Origin of the sequence: Demequina globuliformis, assembly GCF_000975155.1 — a bacterium.
In the GTDB taxonomy this organism is placed as follows: Bacteria; Actinomycetota; Actinomycetes; order Actinomycetales; family Demequinaceae; genus Demequina; species Demequina globuliformis.
Genome location: NZ_BBRG01000003.1, coordinates 156,594 through 173,704, shown reverse-complemented (window position 1 = coordinate 173,704; position 17,111 = coordinate 156,594). Strand labels below are relative to the sequence as shown.

At 66.6% G+C, this 17,111-nt stretch carries 18 protein-coding genes; 4 read left to right on the top strand and 14 right to left on the bottom strand.

Features of this window, described 5'->3' with window-relative positions; translation table 11 throughout:
* Window position 1 precedes the first annotated feature (1 nt).
* Window positions 2–400 carry a hypothetical protein gene (locus tag AOP75_RS10845; RefSeq protein ID WP_062079098.1) on the bottom strand — a complete coding sequence of 133 codons (399 nt, stop codon included), beginning with the start codon at window positions 398–400 and terminating at the stop codon, window positions 2–4.
* On the bottom strand, window positions 397–891 hold the full coding sequence (locus AOP75_RS10840; protein ID WP_062079097.1) for a glutathione peroxidase: 495 nt from the start codon (window positions 889–891) through the stop codon (window positions 397–399). Before AOP75_RS10840 ends, AOP75_RS10845 begins: the two co-directional genes overlap by 4 nt.
* An 84-nt stretch (window positions 892–975) precedes the next feature.
* Here AOP75_RS10840 and AOP75_RS10835 point away from each other — a divergent pair, with 84 nt between their 5' ends.
* Window positions 976–1,737, top strand: a complete 762-nt coding sequence (locus AOP75_RS10835) for an SGNH/GDSL hydrolase family protein (protein ID WP_062079096.1) — start codon at window positions 976–978, stop codon at window positions 1,735–1,737.
* Here the strand turns inward: AOP75_RS10835 and AOP75_RS10830 are convergent.
* Together AOP75_RS10830 and AOP75_RS10825 are read right to left on the bottom strand one after the other, a co-directional pair.
* Entirely contained in the window at window positions 1,694–2,401 is a 708-nt protein-coding gene (locus AOP75_RS10830; protein ID WP_083966925.1) for an NADPH-dependent F420 reductase, read from the bottom strand. The two genes, AOP75_RS10835 and AOP75_RS10830, sit on opposite strands and share 44 nt — an antisense overlap.
* The gene (locus tag AOP75_RS10825) at window positions 2,398–3,444 is read right to left on the bottom strand and encodes an LLM class flavin-dependent oxidoreductase (protein WP_062079095.1); all 1,047 of its coding nucleotides are present in this window, start codon (window positions 3,442–3,444) and stop codon (window positions 2,398–2,400) included. The genes AOP75_RS10830 and AOP75_RS10825 overlap by 4 nt, the downstream gene beginning before the upstream one ends.
* 107 nt (window positions 3,445–3,551) lie before the next feature.
* On the opposite strand from AOP75_RS10825, the gene AOP75_RS10820 reads away from it, so the two are divergent.
* The gene (locus tag AOP75_RS10820; RefSeq protein WP_062079094.1) at window positions 3,552–4,034 is read left to right on the top strand and encodes an NUDIX hydrolase; all 483 of its coding nucleotides are present in this window, start codon (window positions 3,552–3,554) and stop codon (window positions 4,032–4,034) included.
* Window positions 4,035–4,052: 18 nt separating this feature from the next.
* On the opposite strand, the gene AOP75_RS10815 is transcribed toward AOP75_RS10820, so the two are convergent.
* Both AOP75_RS10815 and AOP75_RS10810 read right to left on the bottom strand, forming a co-directional pair.
* Window positions 4,053–5,525 (bottom strand): DHA2 family efflux MFS transporter permease subunit, encoded by a 1,473-nt coding sequence (locus AOP75_RS10815; protein ID WP_062079093.1) that lies wholly within the window; start codon window positions 5,523–5,525, stop codon window positions 4,053–4,055.
* 205 nt (window positions 5,526–5,730) lie between these two features.
* Complete coding sequence (locus tag AOP75_RS10810; RefSeq protein ID WP_062079092.1) at window positions 5,731–6,558, bottom strand: HAD hydrolase family protein; 828 nt, start codon at window positions 6,556–6,558, stop codon at window positions 5,731–5,733.
* A 40-nt stretch (window positions 6,559–6,598) separates the two neighbouring features.
* Between AOP75_RS10810 and AOP75_RS10805 the strand changes: the two genes are divergently transcribed.
* Complete coding sequence (locus AOP75_RS10805; protein WP_201774160.1) at window positions 6,599–7,228, top strand: NADPH-dependent F420 reductase; 630 nt, start codon at window positions 6,599–6,601, stop codon at window positions 7,226–7,228.
* On the opposite strand, the gene AOP75_RS10800 is transcribed toward AOP75_RS10805, so the two are convergent.
* From AOP75_RS10800 to AOP75_RS10770, 7 genes are all read right to left on the bottom strand, one after another.
* Window positions 7,229–7,525: a GNAT family N-acetyltransferase gene (locus AOP75_RS10800; protein WP_062079090.1), complete on the bottom strand. Its 297-nt coding sequence runs from the start codon at window positions 7,523–7,525 to the stop codon at window positions 7,229–7,231.
* 141 nt (window positions 7,526–7,666) lie between these two features.
* Entirely contained in the window at window positions 7,667–8,353 is a 687-nt protein-coding gene (locus AOP75_RS10795; RefSeq protein WP_062079089.1) for a CE1759 family FMN reductase, read from the bottom strand.
* Window positions 8,350–8,805 (bottom strand): MarR family winged helix-turn-helix transcriptional regulator, encoded by a 456-nt coding sequence (locus AOP75_RS10790; RefSeq protein ID WP_062079088.1) that lies wholly within the window; start codon window positions 8,803–8,805, stop codon window positions 8,350–8,352. The genes AOP75_RS10795 and AOP75_RS10790 overlap by 4 nt, the downstream gene beginning before the upstream one ends.
* Before the next feature lie 7 nt (window positions 8,806–8,812).
* The gene (locus AOP75_RS10785; protein WP_062079087.1) at window positions 8,813–9,997 is read right to left on the bottom strand and encodes an LLM class flavin-dependent oxidoreductase; all 1,185 of its coding nucleotides are present in this window, start codon (window positions 9,995–9,997) and stop codon (window positions 8,813–8,815) included.
* Window positions 9,998–10,089: 92 nt separating this feature from the next.
* A complete protein-coding gene (locus AOP75_RS10780) occupies window positions 10,090–10,854 on the bottom strand; it encodes a fructosamine kinase family protein (protein ID WP_062079086.1) in 765 nt (254 codons plus the stop codon).
* Window positions 10,855–10,866: 12 nt separating this feature from the next.
* Window positions 10,867–12,093 (bottom strand): MFS transporter, encoded by a 1,227-nt coding sequence (locus AOP75_RS10775; RefSeq protein WP_062079085.1) that lies wholly within the window; start codon window positions 12,091–12,093, stop codon window positions 10,867–10,869.
* 4 nt (window positions 12,094–12,097) lie between these two features.
* Window positions 12,098–14,344, bottom strand: a complete 2,247-nt coding sequence (locus tag AOP75_RS10770; RefSeq protein ID WP_062079084.1) for a glycoside hydrolase family 3 N-terminal domain-containing protein — start codon at window positions 14,342–14,344, stop codon at window positions 12,098–12,100.
* A gap of 72 nt (window positions 14,345–14,416) precedes the next feature.
* On the opposite strand from AOP75_RS10770, the gene AOP75_RS10765 reads away from it, so the two are divergent.
* Window positions 14,417–15,055 carry a TetR/AcrR family transcriptional regulator gene (locus AOP75_RS10765; protein WP_236683151.1) on the top strand — a complete coding sequence of 213 codons (639 nt, stop codon included), beginning with the start codon at window positions 14,417–14,419 and terminating at the stop codon, window positions 15,053–15,055.
* A 69-nt stretch (window positions 15,056–15,124) separates the two neighbouring features.
* On the opposite strand, the gene AOP75_RS10760 is transcribed toward AOP75_RS10765, so the two are convergent.
* Complete coding sequence (locus tag AOP75_RS10760) at window positions 15,125–17,077, bottom strand: M3 family metallopeptidase (RefSeq protein ID WP_083966922.1); 1,953 nt, start codon at window positions 17,075–17,077, stop codon at window positions 15,125–15,127.
* Window positions 17,078–17,111: the final 34 nt, after the last annotated feature.

Sequence of the window (17,111 nt, the reverse complement as noted above, 5' to 3'; positions counted from 1 at the left end):
TCTACGCTTGCGACGCGGCGACCACGCGTTCGATGCGGTCCGCCTCGTCCGGTTCCACCACAAAGTCGTGACGACCGGCGTGCGAGTCACGCAAGGTCACGGAGACCCCGTCCGGCGTGTCCTTGCGGTTCATGAAACGCACAATGTGGCGCCGCCGGTTGTAGCCCCACAGCCAAAACACCACGAGCGCGGGGAACAGGAGAAAGACACCCCAGATGATCGAGGCGAGGATGGTGTTGTCCAGATTGTCAGTCGTCGCCGCCTCGCGGTACGTATTGATCGCGAAAAACAGCAGCACGAGCGCGGGGACCCAGGACGCCCACTGCTTGCGTGTTTGGTAGACGCTCACCTGACGGTCGTTCACCGCCAACTGCCAGCGGCGGTCGCGGAGATCCTTCACTCGCCAGGCTCCGCAGCGAGTGCCTTCTCGATGTCGGCCGCGATCTGTTCCGGCTCAGTGTTGGAACCGTACCGTGCGATGACGTGGCCGTCGCGGCCCACCAAGAACTTGGTGAAGTTCCACTTGATGGCTGAGCTCAGGGTGCCTCCGGCCTCGGACTTCAGCCACCGGTACACGGGGTGAGTGTGCTTACCGTTGACGTCGATTTTCGCGAACATCGGGAAACTCACCCCGTAATTGGCCTCGCAGAACTCACCAATCTGGTCGGCCTCGCCGGGCTCCTGGTGACCGAACTGGTTGCAGGGGAACCCAAGCACGCTGAAGCCCTGCTCGCCGTACGTCGAGTAGAGCTTTTCAAGGCCTGCGTACTGAGGGGTGAATCCACACTTGGACGCGGTGTTGACGATGAGGACAACCTCGCCGGCAAAGTCCGCGAGGGTGCGTTCCTGGCCGTTGAGGGCCGTGGCCGTAAAGTCTGTGAGCGTCGGCATCTCTCTATAGTCCCACAGCGCTGTGGCGCGCCCGGCGCGGGTCGGCATAGCGCGTGAGCACACCCAAGCGGATAGCATCGACGGATGCGAATTGCGTCTATCGGCGACAGCTTTACCGAGGGAGTGGGCGACGAGCGGCCCGACGGCACGGTGCGCGGGTGGGCTGACCTCGTCGCCGCTGGCTTGGGTGCGGCGCTCGACGAGCCCGTGGACTACGTCAACCTGGCGATCCGCGGACGGCTCCTCGACCCCATCGTGGAGGACCAGTTAGAGGCGGTGCTGGCGCTCGACCCCCTCCCCACCTTGGTGACGTTCAATGGCGGCGGCAACGACATGATGCGGCCCAACTTCAACCTCGCTCACATCATGGGGCAGATCCAGCGGGCCATGGATCGCTGCGCCGAGGAGGGCGTTGAGCTCCTCATGCTGTCCGGCGGTGACCCCACGGCGCGGCTGCCTCGAGGTTCCATGATGGCCAGCCGCGGCCGGCTCTACCTTGATCAGGCTCGCGACCTCCTCGAGGACTACCCGGAACTGACATTTGTCGACAACTGGAGTGATGAGGAGCTGGCCACGGCGCCGTATTGGTCGCCGGACCGCCTGCACCTCAATGCGCTTGGGCACTCGCGGGTTGCCGCGCGGGTGCTGACGGCGTTGGGTGTGGAGACCGAGCTTCCCGTGGCGGGGGAGCAGGCGGGTAGCGCCGGTGGGCCGATGGTGGAGGCGCGTTACTACGCCACGTACGTGTTGCCGTGGTTGGGCAGGCGGCTGACGCGCCGCTCAAGCGGCGACGGGCGCACCCCTAAGTACGCGACCTGGACGCGGATGCCCAGTTCCCCGAACTGACCTTGTGCTCCTGCTGGCGATCGTGCTGGGCGGCGCCGGCGTCGATCGCGTCCAATAGCGCGCGAGCGTCGGTGGCGGCACCGAACGCAGGTGCCCCAGGCTGGAGAAAGCGGCCACGAGCGAGGTTCCCGATACGCAGTGGGTCAAAGCCGAGCGCGTCGACAACCTCGGTGGTCGCGCGCACCGCCGCGTCATCATCGCCTGCGATTGCGACCGCGAGCCGGTCGGCCGCGCCGTGAGGCCGGTGACGTTCGTCCACATCGTGGTAGCCCAGGTGGTTGAAGGCCTTCACCACGCGCGAGTCGCTGAGGTGAGCCGCGACAATCTCGCTTGAGGTGGTGCGCGGGTCCGTCAGGTCCTCGCGATTACCGTCGGTTTCCCACCAGAAGTTCATCGCATCGACGACGACACGGCCTGCGAGCGCCGTGGGGTCGAGTTCTCGGTACTTGCCCAGCGGAAGCGCAAGCACGACGATGTCCGCCTGCTCAGCCACGGCATCGGCCCGTACCGCGGTCGCTCCTGGGGCCAGAACCTCGACGGTGAGCGCGATGTGTGCGGGGTCGCCGGAGCCCGCGATCAGCACCCGGTAGCCGGCCTCGACCGCTCGTCGGGCGAGCACGGTGCCGAGCTTGCCCGCGCCCAGAATGCCGATGGTGGTGGTCATGAGCGCGCTCCCTCGGACAACAGGTCCTTGACACGGGGAATGACCTCGGTGCCATACAGGTCCACCGCGCGCATGCGTGCGGACGCGGGCATCGCGCCTCCGCCGGTGTACACCAGGTCAAAGCGGCCCGCGTCCACGGCGGCGATAGCGGCGGCCATCTTGCGTGCGACGGTGTCTACTGACCCCACGTACAGGGAGCCGTGATCGATCTCATCGTCGTACTGAGAGCGAGTCATGGCGGGCCATCCGCGCTCGGCGCCCACCCTGTCGCGCATGGCCTTGTACCCGGGGAAGTACGCTTCCCTCGCCTCATCATCGCTGGCAGCAATGAAGCCATGGCTGTGCATTCCGACCGGGTGCGCCGTGGTGCCATATTGCTCGCTCGCGCGGCGATAGAGGTCAACGTACGGTGCAAACCGCTCCGGCGCGCCGCCGATGATGGCGAGCATGAGCCGGAACCCGTAATGGGCGGTGCGCACCACGGACTGGGGGGACCCACCCACGCCTACCCAGGTCGTCAGCTGCCCCGAGTCAGTCAGCGGGTACACCTCCGCGTCAGTGAGTGACGCCCGGGTGGTGCCGCTCCAGGTCACCGGCCTTTCCTCGAGGATGCGCGAGAACAGCTCGATCTTCTCCTCGGAGAGCACCTCGTAGTCCGCGAGGTCGTACCCGAACAGCGGGAAGGACTCGGTGAAGGAGCCGCGGCCCAGAATGACTTCCGCTCGTCCATTGCTCACGGCGTCGAGGGTGGAGAAGCGTTGGAAGACGCGCACGGGGTCGTCGGAGGACAGCACAGTGACGGCCGAGCCCAGGGTGAGGCGCGTGGTCCGTGATGCGATCGCAGCGAGCACCATCTCGGGGGAGGAGATCGCAAAGTCCGAGCGGTGGTGTTCTCCGAGCGCGACGGCGTCGATCCCGATCTGGTCGGCCAAGGCGGCCTCGTCGACCACCTGCCGGAGCGCGGCGGCGTGGGACATGAGCGTGCCCTGATCGTCGAGGGGAAGGTCGCCAAAGGTCTCGATGCCGAACTGCACGTGCGTCATGGGTGCTCCTGGAAGTGCCGTGGTCGTTGATGTCTCAACTAAGTAGCGATCTGGGGTCGGGTTCTATTCCTCGCGGCGCTCGCTCGAGTCCGGATAGCCTGGATCGCATGGCGACCCCCGACTTCATCCTGTCCTTGCGAGAGAAGATCGGCCACGACCTGCTGTGGTTGCCGGGGGTCACGGCGGTGGTGTTGCGGCCAGGCGAGGGAGGGACGGAGGAGGTCCTGCTCGTCGAGCGCGCCGACAGCGGCGAATGGACTCCCGTGACCGGAATCATCGACCCAGGGGAGGAGCCCGCCGCCGCCGGTGCCCGCGAGGTCGAAGAGGAGGCCGACATCGTGGCGGAGCCCGAGCGGCTCGTACGTGTCCGCGCTTTGCCTGACACGACCCACGCCAATGGCGACCGCGCCCAGTATCTCGACTTAACGTTCCGCTTCAGATACGTCTCAGGCACGGCCCGACCTGCGGACGGCGAGAACGTCGACGCTGCATGGTTCCCGGTTGACGCGATGCCGCCCATGAGTCTCGATATGCAGTCACGGGTTGCCGCCGCGCTCAGCGACTCGCCTGATGTCGCCTTCATGCGCTAGTCGCGCCGAGCTCCTGACCTAGTGCGCAGCGACGGGTGCGGCGTCCTCGCTGGACTCCGGTTTGCGGATCAGTGAGGCAAGGCCGATGCCAAAGGTCGCCAGAACCGCGCCGACCAGGAATGCCGCCTGGATACCGCTTGCCTGCGCCGCGGTCGCCGTGGCGCCTTCCGCCTCCTGAGTGAGCGTGACTGCGGTCATGGTGGCGACGAACAGCGCTGTGCCGGCGGCTGCGGCCACCTGCTGGAGCGTCGAGACCGTCGCAGAGCCGTGCGAGTACAGCGAGCGCGGTAGCGACCCGAGCGACGCGGTGAACAGCGGTGTGAAGACCAGTGCGAGGCCCACGCTCATCGTCACGTGAATGGCGAGCACCGCCCACCACTGTGCGCCTTCTCCGAGCGTGAGCGCGGCGCACCACAGGGCGATGGTCACGAGCACCGTGCCGGGGACCAGCAGTGCGCGCGGTCCAATGCGGTCGTAGGCGCGCCCCACGGGCGTGGCAAGGAGGCCCATGGTGAGACCTCCTGGCAGGAGGAGCAGCCCTGCCTGAAGCACGCTCATGCCCAGCACGCCCTGCGTGTACAGCGGAATGAGGATGATGGTGCCGAACAGCGACACCATGCATACGACGAACATTGCACAGGAGAGCGCGAAGTTGCGGGACTTGAACGTGCGCAGGTCGAGCAGTGCGCGGTCCGTGCGCTGGAGCACGATCTGGCGCCACACGAACAGCCCGATGACTGCAGCGCCCACCGCGACATAGGCGATGGCTGTGCCGACATTTCCTTCGGCAGACTCGCCGATCTGGCTCAGCCCAAAGACGAGCGCGCCGAAGCCGAGTGCGGACAGCACCACCGACAACACGTCCAGGGGGGTTTCCTTGGGCTCGTTGGTCGACCGCATCGACATGATGCCGAAGATCAGCACGGTGATGGCGACCGGGAGAACGGCAACGTAGAGGAAGCGCCACGACGCAAACGCGAGAATGGCGCCCGAGATCGTGGGTCCAATGGCCGGCGCGACGGAAATGACCATTCCGATGGTTCCCATGCGCCGCCCTCGCTCGCGCTCGGGGACCAGTGAGATGACCGTGGTCATCAGCAACGGCAGCATGACGGCCGTGCCGCAGGCCTGAACGATGCGGGCGAGCAGCAACACCTCGAATCCTGGCGCCATGGCTGCCAACGCCGTGCCGGCGACAAACACCGACATCGCGATGATGTACAGCGGGCGGGTGGGGAAGCGCTGGAGCAGGTAGCCAGTGATGGGGATGACGACGGCCATCGTGAGCAAGAACGCGGTGGTGAGCCACTGCGCGTCGATGGCGGTGATCCCGAGATCCGTCATGAGGTGGGGGATGGCCACACCCATGATGGTCTCGTTCAGGATCACCGTGAAGGCGGAGATGATGAGCACACGGATCACGAGGTTGTCGCGCGCGGTGGTCGCCTGAATGTCGGTAGACACGGCGGTGTTCTCGGCGGGGACAGACATAGCCGGGGACAGCCTTTCTGGTCAATGCGTGGGCGCGGCGGTGGCTGCGCGGACGGCACACATCAACGGGGAACGGCAACCATTGTCGCACCACCCCGCCGTGCCGTCACCCCCTGACCGCGTAGCAGCTGTGGAGTGGCACACAACGCTCGTCTAGGCGCCGCTAGACAGCGAAATGGAGCCATGTGGCGGGGAGGCGGCGGGCTTAGATGAGGTCAAGTTCCGCGAAGGCGCGCACGAGCCCGGCTCGTTCGGGGCCGTCGGCGACGACATCTGCCAGCTCAAGAATGTCGGGAACAGCGGTCGAGATGACGATCGAGGTGTGCGCCTCAGCCAACATCTCACGATCGTTGGGCCCGTCGCCTGCGGCGACCACGGCATCGGCCCCAAGCCCCAGGGCGCTGCGCGCCAAGTCAACGCCGACAGCCTTCGTGATGTGCGTGAGGTAGATCTCGCCGGTGCGCTCGCCCAGGGCCTCGTTTGAGCCGGCGACCACGGAAATCTCGGGCCCAACAGCCTCGAGCACGGCCGCGATGGGACCGCCTCCGTCAAAGACGAAGATCTTCGAAAACGACCGCGAAGCGCGGTCCTCCGTCACGGTCAGCGCGGCGCGGAAGATCGAAAACGCCTCCTGGCGTTCACGCGGCGCGTGCGGCCCTGGGGCCTTGGCGTCCAGCAGGGCCTCCACCTCGGGGCCTGCATACATGGCATCGGGCGCCTCGAGTGCGTACAGGGCGCCCTGCGCGTCGAGGGCCTCGACAGTGCGACGCGCGATGTCGGCGGGAAAGCGCTCATCGGTCACCACCGCGTCTCCCACTTGCACGCGCGCGCCCGCCGAACTCACGATGCCGTCAAAGCCCGCGTCGACCAATTGGGGCGAGATTGCGCACGCTGGCCGCCCCGTGCACAAGAACACGAAATTGCCGCGTGCGCGCGCCCGTCGCACGGCGTCAGCGTGTGCCTGCGGGACCACGCCGTGCTCCGCGTAGGTGCCGTCGACGTCGAGGAAGATTGCCCGGGGATGGATTGCCATGGTGTCACCCTATCCAGCGGCCTGCCATAGGGTGGCGGGCGTGAGTTCGCCCATTTCCAGCCTTGGCATCCTTGGGGCCGGCCGCATCGGCCGCGCCATTGCCGCGCTCGCGCGTGACGCGGGCCTCGCGGTTGAGATGGTGGGCTCCACCGGGCCTTTCGAGACCGTGGTGAGAGCCGACGCCGTGGTGCTGGCCGTACCGCTCAGTCGGCTCGACACGCTCCCGGACGTGAGCGGCGCTCTCGTGATCGACGCGATGAACTACTGGTGGGAATTGGATGGTGCGATGGCGCGGTTCGAGGACCCGTCCACGTCGTCATCGGAGATCGTTGCGCGCTCATTGCGGGGAGCGCGTGTGGTGAAGACGCTCAACCACCTCAGCGGCTACGCCCTCGAGGAACTCGCGCGTGCGCACTCGGACCCCGAGCGCTTGGGGATGGCGGTAGCGGGCGACGACGAGGCCGACCGCGACCGCATCTGTGCACTGGTGGACGCGCTGGGGTTTACCCCGGTTGTGGCAGGCGCGCTCGCGGACGGGGTGCGTTTTGAGCCCTTGACGGAGGCTTTTGGGGCCGATGCGGATGCGGAGGAGCTGGCGGACATGTTGGCCAGGTTTTGGGACTCGCAACGTGGCCGCGTCGTCGCGCGAGCCCGCGGCCACGCGCGGTGACTACGGCCAGCGCACCTTAACGGCGCAATCCTCGCAGCGTCGGAGGTAGCGGGCGAGGTAGGGGCAACTCGGAACGACCGTCGCGTCGCGCTTGGCGAGGTCAGCGAGCGTCTCTTTCGCGAGGGTACGAGCGACGGCCGTGCCGCGCATCTCCTCGGCAACCTCCGTGTGGACCAGGTCGGTGGCGTCGCCGGCAATCACGTAGTCGATGTAGCCAACGACATCCCCGTCGACCCTGTATTCGTAGCGCGACGCGGACTCATTGCGGACCACGTCGGGAGAGTGGTGCTCAGTCATGGCTTCCTCCCCTGTAGTAGCAAATGTGCTGAGTTGCTCCGACACTAACGCCCCGCGGGGCGCCTCATGACCCGTGCAACCGCATTGTGACCTGGAGGGTGTCCGGTATGGGGTTTTGTCACCAGTTTGTGACGTGAATGGTTACGCGTCCCCTGACCGCGGCAACGTCCCGCCGGTCGCCAGACGCATGAGGTCAGACTCGAAATCGACCGAAACCTCTGTGCCCCCGGCGGATCCGAACTCGTGGCTGTAGGACTTCCACGAGTCCTCGCGAACCGCCTTGGCGAACCCGGATTCCATCAGCAGCGTGAGCTCCTTGGCTGCCCGGTCAATGCGAGAAGTGAGCGCCGTGCTGCTCATGTCTTCAGGCGCCGCGAAGAGCCCGGTTGGCACGGGGAGCGCACGCAGGTAGGCGAAGAGCGAGCGCACCTCCTGGTCCACGACCAGGGCGTGACGCGCCGTTCCGGCGGTGGCGGCCAGGACCACGGGCTTGCCAATGAGCAGGTCGTTGTCGAGCACCTGGAAGAAGCCCGTGAATGACGCCGCTGCGGCGGCCTTGTACACAGGAGTGGCCGCAATGATGCCGTCCGCCTCCACCAGAGCCTCGATGGCCTTGGTGAAACCCGGACCCATGAACTGGCTTGACAGCGCCTGGGGAAGTTCTGGCAGGAGTTCGCGGATCTCAATGACGGTGAGTTCCACATCGCGCCCCCGTTCCCGAGACAGCGCGACCGCGCGCTGCGCGGTGCGGTCGGCGAGCATGCGCGTCGAGGAGGGGTCGGAGGCGCCGGCCGAGATCACGACCAGACGCAGGGCAGTGGTGGTCATGGTGTCTCCAGAGCGTATGCCACAAGTTTGTGGTTGAGGGACGCGAGGGTTTCCACCTCGTCGTCGGAGAGTGCGCCGGTGAGCGCTGCTGCGACGGCGGCACCGTGGCGGCGCCCAATGGCGCGTTGGACCTCGCGCCCGTCATCGGTTAGGGCAAGGTGCGACGCCCGGGCGTCGCCCGGGTCAGCGCACCGGCTGATGAGACCGCGCGTGACGAGCCGGTCCACCATCCGCGACAGCGCCGGTTGACTGAGCAACACACCCCGGCTGAGTTCGCTGAGTCGCATAGGGGTCTCTGACTTCGACAACGTGTACAGCACGTCGTATTCGCGTACCGACAGTCCTTCCCAGACGTGCTGCGCGGCGAACTGACGCATCAGGACGGCGTGGGCAGTCATGGCGGACTCCCAGGCGGCGTTGGCCCGGGCGGTGCGCTGTCGTGGGGTGGTCATAGCGGTCCTAAAGAGTGGGGTAGACGGCTTCCGCGCCCTGGGAGTCCTGATAGGGCGAGGCGCCGGTGACGTTGTCGCCGCGGTTGGCGTTGGGGCGCGGCTGGCGCGGCTCGGCGTCGCCGTACTTGGCCTTGACCAGGCTCGCGTGCGTGGGAGCGTCAGGAACTCCGGGCTCCCGGCGGGCCTCGGTCTCCTTGCGCAACACGGGCACCACCTCCCCGCCGAGGTACTCCAACTGCTCCAGGACCATCTCGACGGGAAGCCCGGCGTGGTCAATCAGGAAGAGCTGGCGTTGGTAGTCGCCCACGTATTCGCGGAAGGAGAGGGTTTTGTCGATGACTTCTTGGACAGAGCCCACTGCCAGTGGTGTCTGCGAGGAGAAGTCCTCGAGGGAGGGGCCGTGGCCGTACACGGGCGCCTCGCGGAAGTAGGGCGCAAACCTGTCGCGTGCTTCTTGGCTTGTCTTGCCGATGAAGGTTTGACCGCCCAAGCCAACAATGGCTTGGTTTTGTGACCCGTGGCCGTAGTGCTCAAAGCGCTGCCGGTAGAACTGCACCATCCGCTGCGTGTGTTCCTTGGGCCAGAAAATGTGGTTGGCGAAGAAGCCGTTGCCGTAGAAGGCGGCCTGTTCGGCGATCTCGGGGGTACGGATTGACCCGTGCCACACGAACGGGGGCACGTCATCCAGCGGGCGGGGAGTGGACGTGAACCCCTGGAGCGGGCCGCGGAAGTTGCCTTCCCAGTCGACGACGTCCTCGCGCCACAAGCGGTGGAGCAGGTTGTAGTTCTCGAGTGCGAGCGGGAGGCCCTGACGGATGTCCTGGCCAAACCAGGGGTACACCGGCGCCGTATTTCCGCGACCCAGCATGAGGTCCATGCGGCCTTTGGACAGGTGCTGCAGCATCGCGTACTCCTCGGCAATGCGCACCGGGTCATTGGTGGTGATGAGCGTGGTGGACGTCGTCACCGTGAGGTGGCGCGTCTGAGCGGCGATGTGAGCCAGGAAGGTGGTGGGAGACGACGAGAAGAACGGCGGGTTGTGGTGCTCGCCAATGGCAAAGACATCCAGGCCTACCTCTTCCGCCTTGAGTGCAATGCGCGTGAGGTTGTCGATGCGCTCGGCTTCCGAAGGCGTGTAGTCGTTGACGGGATCGCGGGTGATGTCCGAGACGGACATGATGCCGAACTGCATGGTGTGCTCCTGACGTGGGGGACTGCTCCTGGCTCCAATATATGCGTATGCATGTAATAACGCGAATGCGCCGTTGGCATTCCCGACCGGGGCTACGTGCGGAGGTTGACAGTGGCGTGCGCAGCGCGTGTGAGCTCCACTCCGTAGGCGCGCCCATGGCCCGCGGCATGGACGGCGAGGGGGTGCAGCTGGTGCAACGGAATCCGGTCCTGCCAGCCGGAGCGCAAGGGCGCGACCTGTGCGTAGCCGCGCATCACCTCATCGAGGTGGGGGAGTCCGAACAGGTGGAGCATCGCGATGTCGGTCTCCGCGTGGCCGCCATGAGCGGCAGGGTCGATCAGCACCACGCCCGCCTCATCGCACAGCACATTGCCCGCCCACAGGTCCCCATGGATGCGAGCTGGGGCGGCGTCGTCGTCAAAGGCGCCCGTGCCAATGCGGTCGCACGCACGGCGCACGACGTCTGCCTCTGCGGGTCGCAGGTGGCCGTTGGCGACGGCGGGGGCAAGGAACGGCTCGACTCGGCCGCGCGCATACATCTCGCCCCACGACGGCGAGGTGAGGCGCGGCATCTCGCGCCGTCCAATGAACAGGCGCCCGTCGTAGCCGGGTGGTGCCTGCCCAAAGGCGGTGGCGCCGGCCATATGAGTCTGAGCGAGTTCTTGCCCGAACTGGCGTGCCGCACGTGCCGTGAGCAGTACATCATTGACACGCTCGAGCTCGATACCTGTGTCGCTTGAGCGGATGACGGTGGCGATGCGGCAGCCGTGAGCCGCCGCTAGCCACGCGAGCCCTGCGGCCTCCGCCGCGAAGAATCCCGCGGGTGCGTCGGCGCGTTCCTTGATGAACGTCTCCATCGCTCCACCCTCTCAGGTGTCGGTCCGAGCCTGCACCCTCCTTGGCGCCATGACGCCTGCCAGGACCACAATGAGGACGCCGAACACGGGAACTAAGGCGAGGCCCACTCGCAGCGAGGTGGCGTCCGCGATCGCGCCCACCAGCGGTGGGGACGCGAGGAAGGCTACGCGCAGCAGCCACGACAGGATTGTCAGACCCGTTCCTGGCCGCAGCCCTGGAAGTTCGTCAGCAGCGTGCATGGCACCGGGGATCAGCGTGGCCACACCAAAGCCGGCGATGCCGAAGCCGATGATCGTGCCCCAGGCGGACGGGAAGGCAAGCGCGCCGCCCATTCCAACGGCGACCATGAGCCCGCCCCAGCGAGCGACTGTGCGCTGGCCCCAGCGGTCGACCATGCCGTCACCGAGCAGACGCCCCACAAACTGGCAGCCCTGCATGGCAACGAAGGCGAGTGCGGCGACACCAGCGGCAGCGCCGACCTCGTCTCGCATATAGCTCGCGGACCAGGTCGACGCAGCGTCCTCGGTCCACCCGCCACCAATCGCGATCACGGTGAGGGCAAGAAGGAGGCCCCACGTGCGCACGGGGATGGCCCGCAGCGGAGTGTGGTGGGGCACGCCGGCCTCGTCGGCACCAGCGTCGGCGACCGCATCAGACTCAGGGCCGGGCAAAAGCATGGGATAGGCGGCGACATTGACGATCACGACCAGGACGGCTTGTGCGGCGAACTGCGCCGCGACGCTGACGCCGCCTCCAGCGCAGGCAGCGCCAATGAGTCCGCCGGTGACTGCACCAGCGCTCCACAACGCGTGAAAGGCGTTAAAGATGGACCGTCCGTAGCGACGTTGCACGCGCAGGCCGTGGGCGTTTTGCGCGACATCGACGATCGCATCCGTGGCGCCCACCACAAACAGTGCGGCACCAAACAGCCACACGTTTCCGGCGACGCCTGCGCCGAGCATCGCGAGGACGCTCAGCACCATGCCGACCGTCGCGACCCGCGAGGAGCGCCAATGGCGGATCATGGGCGCCGCGAGCAGCCCGAGCAGGAGTGCGCCAATGGGCCACATTGCCATGGCGACCCCGAGGCCACCGTAGGACAGCTCGAGGCCATCGCGAATCTCCGGCACACGCGGCGCGAAGCCGCCCAACACGATGCCGTTGGTGAAAAAAATCAACGACACGCCTAGGCGTGCGCGGCGCAGATCGCGCGACACCGCGCGGCGGGGAGAGGTCACGTATTCATTCTCCCGTGATCGTGAACGGCGCCTCAAGGAGGTCGCTCAACCGCGAACTGGGTCCCACCAGCAACGTGAAGTCGCCCGGCTCGACCAGGCGGCGGCCCTGCGCCGTCACGATCGTGCATGCCGATGCGGCGATGTCGATGTCCACGACGGCGTGAGTGCCGGGCTCCAGGTCAACGTGGGTAAAGGCCTTGAGTTCGCGATCGGCCCAGGTGGCGGAGGTCACGTTGTCACGCACGTAGGCCTGCACCGTCTCCCGCACGGGCCGCGTGCCAGTGTTGGCGACGGTGACGCGTGCGCGCACCGTGTCTGCCGTGGTAAGTGCTGGTTGGGAAATGCGCAGATCGCTGTACTCGACCTGCGAATAGGACAGTCCCTCGCCAAAGACCCACTGCGGCTCTTGCGTGAGGTCTGCATAGCGGTCGCCGTGCTGCGCGTCGATCTGGTTGTAGAAGGTGGGCTGTTGGCCCACGTGGCGAGGCCACGACAGCGGCAGGCGTCCCGAGGGTTCAATCGCGCCCAGGAGGAGCTCCGCGATGGCCTCACCGCCGGCCATGCCGGGGTTTGCTGCCCACACGACCGCGGCGGCGCGCTCGACGCTCGCCGGCAGCACGTGAGGCTTCGACGCCAGCACCACCACGATGACGGGCGTCTCTGTCTCGATGAGCGCATCAAGGAGCGCGACTTGGCCGCCCTGCAGCTCCAAGGTGGCGGTCGACCTTCCCTCACCCACGAGTTCGATTCGGTCGCCGACCACGGCGACCACGGCATCGGCCCCTTGCGCGGCCTCGACCGCAGCGGCGATCTCTTGTGGATCAGGTGCGACGGGTACGGCAATGCGTGGGCGTGGCTGTCCGTCTGGGAAGAACTCACCGCGGGGATCGGGCGCGGTGGTGACGACGCCAGCGCCCTGGACGTGACGGATCTGCGATCCCTCGGGCGCCTGGGCGCGCAGCCCATCGAGCACGGTCGTGATCATCTCGCGCGGGTGGCCGTGTGCGAGCCATGGGGCCTGCCCGGATGATCCTGCCCAGTCGCCCAGTTGCGTCTGCGCGTCGTCCGCATTTGGTCCGACCACGGCCACGGTGAGGGGGCGGTCGTGGGAAAGGGGGAGCGTGCCGTCGTTGTCGAGCAACACCAGCGAGCGGCGCGATGCCTCGCGTCCCAGTTCCCGGTGCGACGGCTGCGCGATCACGGCGCGCTGACGCTCGACGTCGGGTAGTCGGGGGTTCTCAAACAGGCCGAGGTCGAACTTAAGTGTCAGGATGCGTGCAACGGCCTGGTCGATGCGCTCCTCGCTGAGAAGCCCTAGGCGTACGGCCTCCTGGGCCCCTTCAAAGAACGCCGGTGTCGTCATGATCATGTCGTTACCGGCGTTGACGGCGGCGGCCGATGCGTGGGCATAATCCGGGAACAGGCGCTGCTCCCTGACGAGGTTGCCCACGTTGTCCCAGTCGGTGATGAGTGTGCCGCGGTAGCCCCACTCGCCACGCAGAACATCGCCCAGAAGCCACGAATTGATGGTGATGGGAACGCCGTCGGTGGCCTGGTAGCCCAACATAAAGGTGGCAGAGCCGGCCTCCGCGACGCGTTGAAAAGCGGGGAGGTACCAGGAGCGCAACTTGCGGGGCGAGATGTCTGCCTCGGACGCGTCACGGCCGCCCTGGGTTTCGGAGTATCCGGCAAAGTGCTTGGCCGTCGCGAGAACCGCATCGGGGTCGCCCAGCCCGTCGCCTTGGTACCCCTCCACCATGGCGGCGCCGAGTTCGCCCAGCAGGTACGGATCCTCGCCAAAGGTCTCGGAGACGCGTCCCCAGCGCAGGTCGCGGGCAATGCACAGGACGGGAGAAAAGGTCCAGTGGATGCCGGTGGCGGCGACTTCGACGGCCGTGGCGCGCGCGACACGGCGCAGCAGGTCGGGGTCGAACGATGCGGCCAGTCCAAGTTGAGTGGGGTAAATCTCCGCGCCCTCCCAGAAAGAATGGCCGTGGATGCAGTCTTCTGCGACCAGCAGTGGGATGCCCAGGCGCGTGTGCGGCGCCAGCGCGGCTGCTTCCATGACCCGGTCGGGGGAGGTGTGCAGGATGGACCCGACGTGGAAGGTGTTGATGAGGTCCTCGACGCCCTCCGTTGCGGTGAGCTGCAGCATTTGGCCCACCTTTTCTGCGAGCGTCATGCGCGAGACGAGGTCGGCGACTCTGTCCGCGGTGGGCAGGGAGGTGTCGAGGTAAGCGGCGGTGCTCATTCGAATCCTTTCGACAGGGGGCCAATGGAGGCGACGCTAGCACGTTTCTTACCGTGTGGTAGATTCAGTGGCGTGAACAACATATCGACCGAAAGTCAGGAGCTGGACGCCGCTGAGCGCACCTATGCGCGCGGCCGCGCCACCAAGGCTCACATTCTCGACGTCGCCATGGCGACCTTCGCGGAGAACGGCTATCGCGGTAGCTCACTGCGCGATCTCGCGAGCCGCGCCGGCATGTCGCACCCAGGACTGCTCTACCACTTTCCCACCAAGGAAGACCTGTTGATGTCCGTGCTCGCGCGCCGTGACGAGCTCGACGCTGAGGTCAACCCCGTGCGCGGCGAGGACGGCATTGTCGCGATGCGTAACCTTGCGCGGGCCTCGATGGTCAACGAAGACCGGCCCGGGGTGGTCGAACTCTTCGCCGTGGTCTCCGCCGAGGCCACCTCGCCGGCTCACCCCGCGCATGACTACTTCGTCGAGCGCTACCGCACGCTTGTCGCGACACTGACGCAGGCGTACGAGGTCGCGGCCAAGGCCGGGCAGGTCATTGACGGACTCGACCCGACCGCGGCGGCGCAGGCGGCGATCGCGGTGGTCGATGGACTTCAGGTGCAGTGGCTCCTTGGCCTGCGAGACGTGCGCATGAGCGAGGTGGTGCGCCGCCACTTCCAGGCTCACCTCACCGTTCCGCTCGACCTCGCGGACTAACTCACCGGTCACGGCTGCTGGCACCGGACGCCTTGGGGCGATCGGTGCCAGCAGCCGTTTCTGCGTGCGCTACTTCGATAGCGACGCGAGCCAGTCTGCGTAGGCTTCCGACGAGAACGGGCGGCCCAGGAAGTCGGCGATGAGGTCGGCCGCGGGCTTGCTGCCGCCTGGTGCCAGCACGGTGTCGCGATACCGGTGGGCACGCTCCGGGTCCAAAAGATTCTCCCGGTCGAACCCTGTGGCCAGATCCTTCGCGATCGCGAGGGACCACTGATAGGTGTAGTAGCACGCCGAGTACGTCGTGAGGTGCCCAAACGAGCGGTACTGGTGCGTGCCGGTGAGTGGCGTCCGCACGTCAAACTCGCGCTCGATGGCGCTTGCGGCGGCTTCGATGTCCTCCGGTACATCCCGGTGCAGCCTGTATGACATCTGCGCGTAGACGAGCTGGCGGCACGTGAGCAGACCTTCACCAAAGTCGCGGCTCGCTCGGAGACCCTCGACGAGGTTCTCGGGGATCTCCTCACCCTCGTCGTTCACGGCGAACCTGCGGAGCACGTCGTGGGAGTAGGCCCAATCCTCGAGGAGCTGCGATGGCGCCTCGACAAAGTCCCATTCGCCCCGCTCGCTCAGACCCGCGAGGCGCGCGTACTCGCCGTTCCCGGAGAGGATCGCATGCATGAGGTGACCAAACTCGTGCAGGAACGTTTCGAGGTCATCAAAGGTCATCTTGCCGCGCGGAAAGTTGCACACGAGTGCACTCTCGGGGAGGTATCGGTCCGCGATGCCGCCCACGACGCCAAAGCACGCCATGTGGCCGTATTTGCCTTCGCGGGGATGCATGTCGAGATGGATGCGGCCCACCCGGTCGTCACCCGTGCGGCTTCCCCCGACATGGTGTCCGCGCGCATGGACGTCGTACACCTCGACGTCGCCATGCCATCGCGGTGCCTCCGCAACGGGGCGGAACTCCAGTTCAAACAGGTCCCCGGCGAGAGCCAGGATGCCGTCCCGGACGCGCGAGTAGTCGAAGTATTGGCGGAGCAAGCGGCCGTCAACGCCGTAGCGCTCGGCCTTGAGGGTCTCGAGGTAGTAGCGGGAGTCCGACACCAGCACCGACTCCGCGTCTGGATGGTCCTCGCGCAGGCGGGCGAGGATCACATCCGCGTCCGCTTTGCCCGCCGGTAGCGCCGCCGCGGCGACGTCCGACAGGAAACTCTCGATCCCAGCGCCATCAGTCATCATCATGGGTGCGGTGGCGTAGTCGGGCCACCCCTCGAAGCCGAGCGCGCGTGCCTTGTCGTGGCGCAGGTGAAGCAGCCGCGCGAGCACCTCGTCGTTGGCAGGCGCGCGTTCATAGTCGGCACGCATCAGGGCTTCGCGCACGGCGCGGTCGGAGCACATGTCGAGAATGGGGACCAGATCGGGGTAATCCGTCGTGATGGTGACGAACCCTTCCGCGTCAGGAGCATGGGCCTCGATGTAGTCGGCCGGCATGTCCGCTAACGCGCTCAGCGGCACGCGGATGGAGCCCACGTCCTCGCGGATGTTGTCCGCGAACTCCGTGGTCGCCGCAGAAATCTGCTCGGAGAGCTGCGCGACCGTGCGGCGCGCGTCGTCGTCGAGATGGGCGCCTTGCAGGCGGAAGTCACGCAACACGAGCTCGCGCAGGTGCCGCGTGCGGTCATCAGTGGCGACCAGCCTCTTCTCGATGGCGTGGTAGAGCGCGGGATCGCCGTCGCGTGCGGAGCGGAAGGCGTCGACCTCGTGCAGCAGCGCGGTGGCGCGGGAGCGCACGTCGGGATCAGGGTGCACCTCCGTGAGGGTCTCGACGAGCGTGGCGGCCTGGTCGACCGCAATGTCTGCGTCGTTCCACGCCGCGAGGACATCATCGGTGGTGTCTGATCGAATCTGTTCCAACAGTGCCGTCGATAGTGATAGCCGCTGTGCGACATAATCCGCGGTGAATTGCTCCCAATCGGGGCTTCCGTGAACGGGGAGGACGACGGGTGCGATATCAGTCATGAGACTGATTGTAGGTGGGTATTTAGTCCTATGT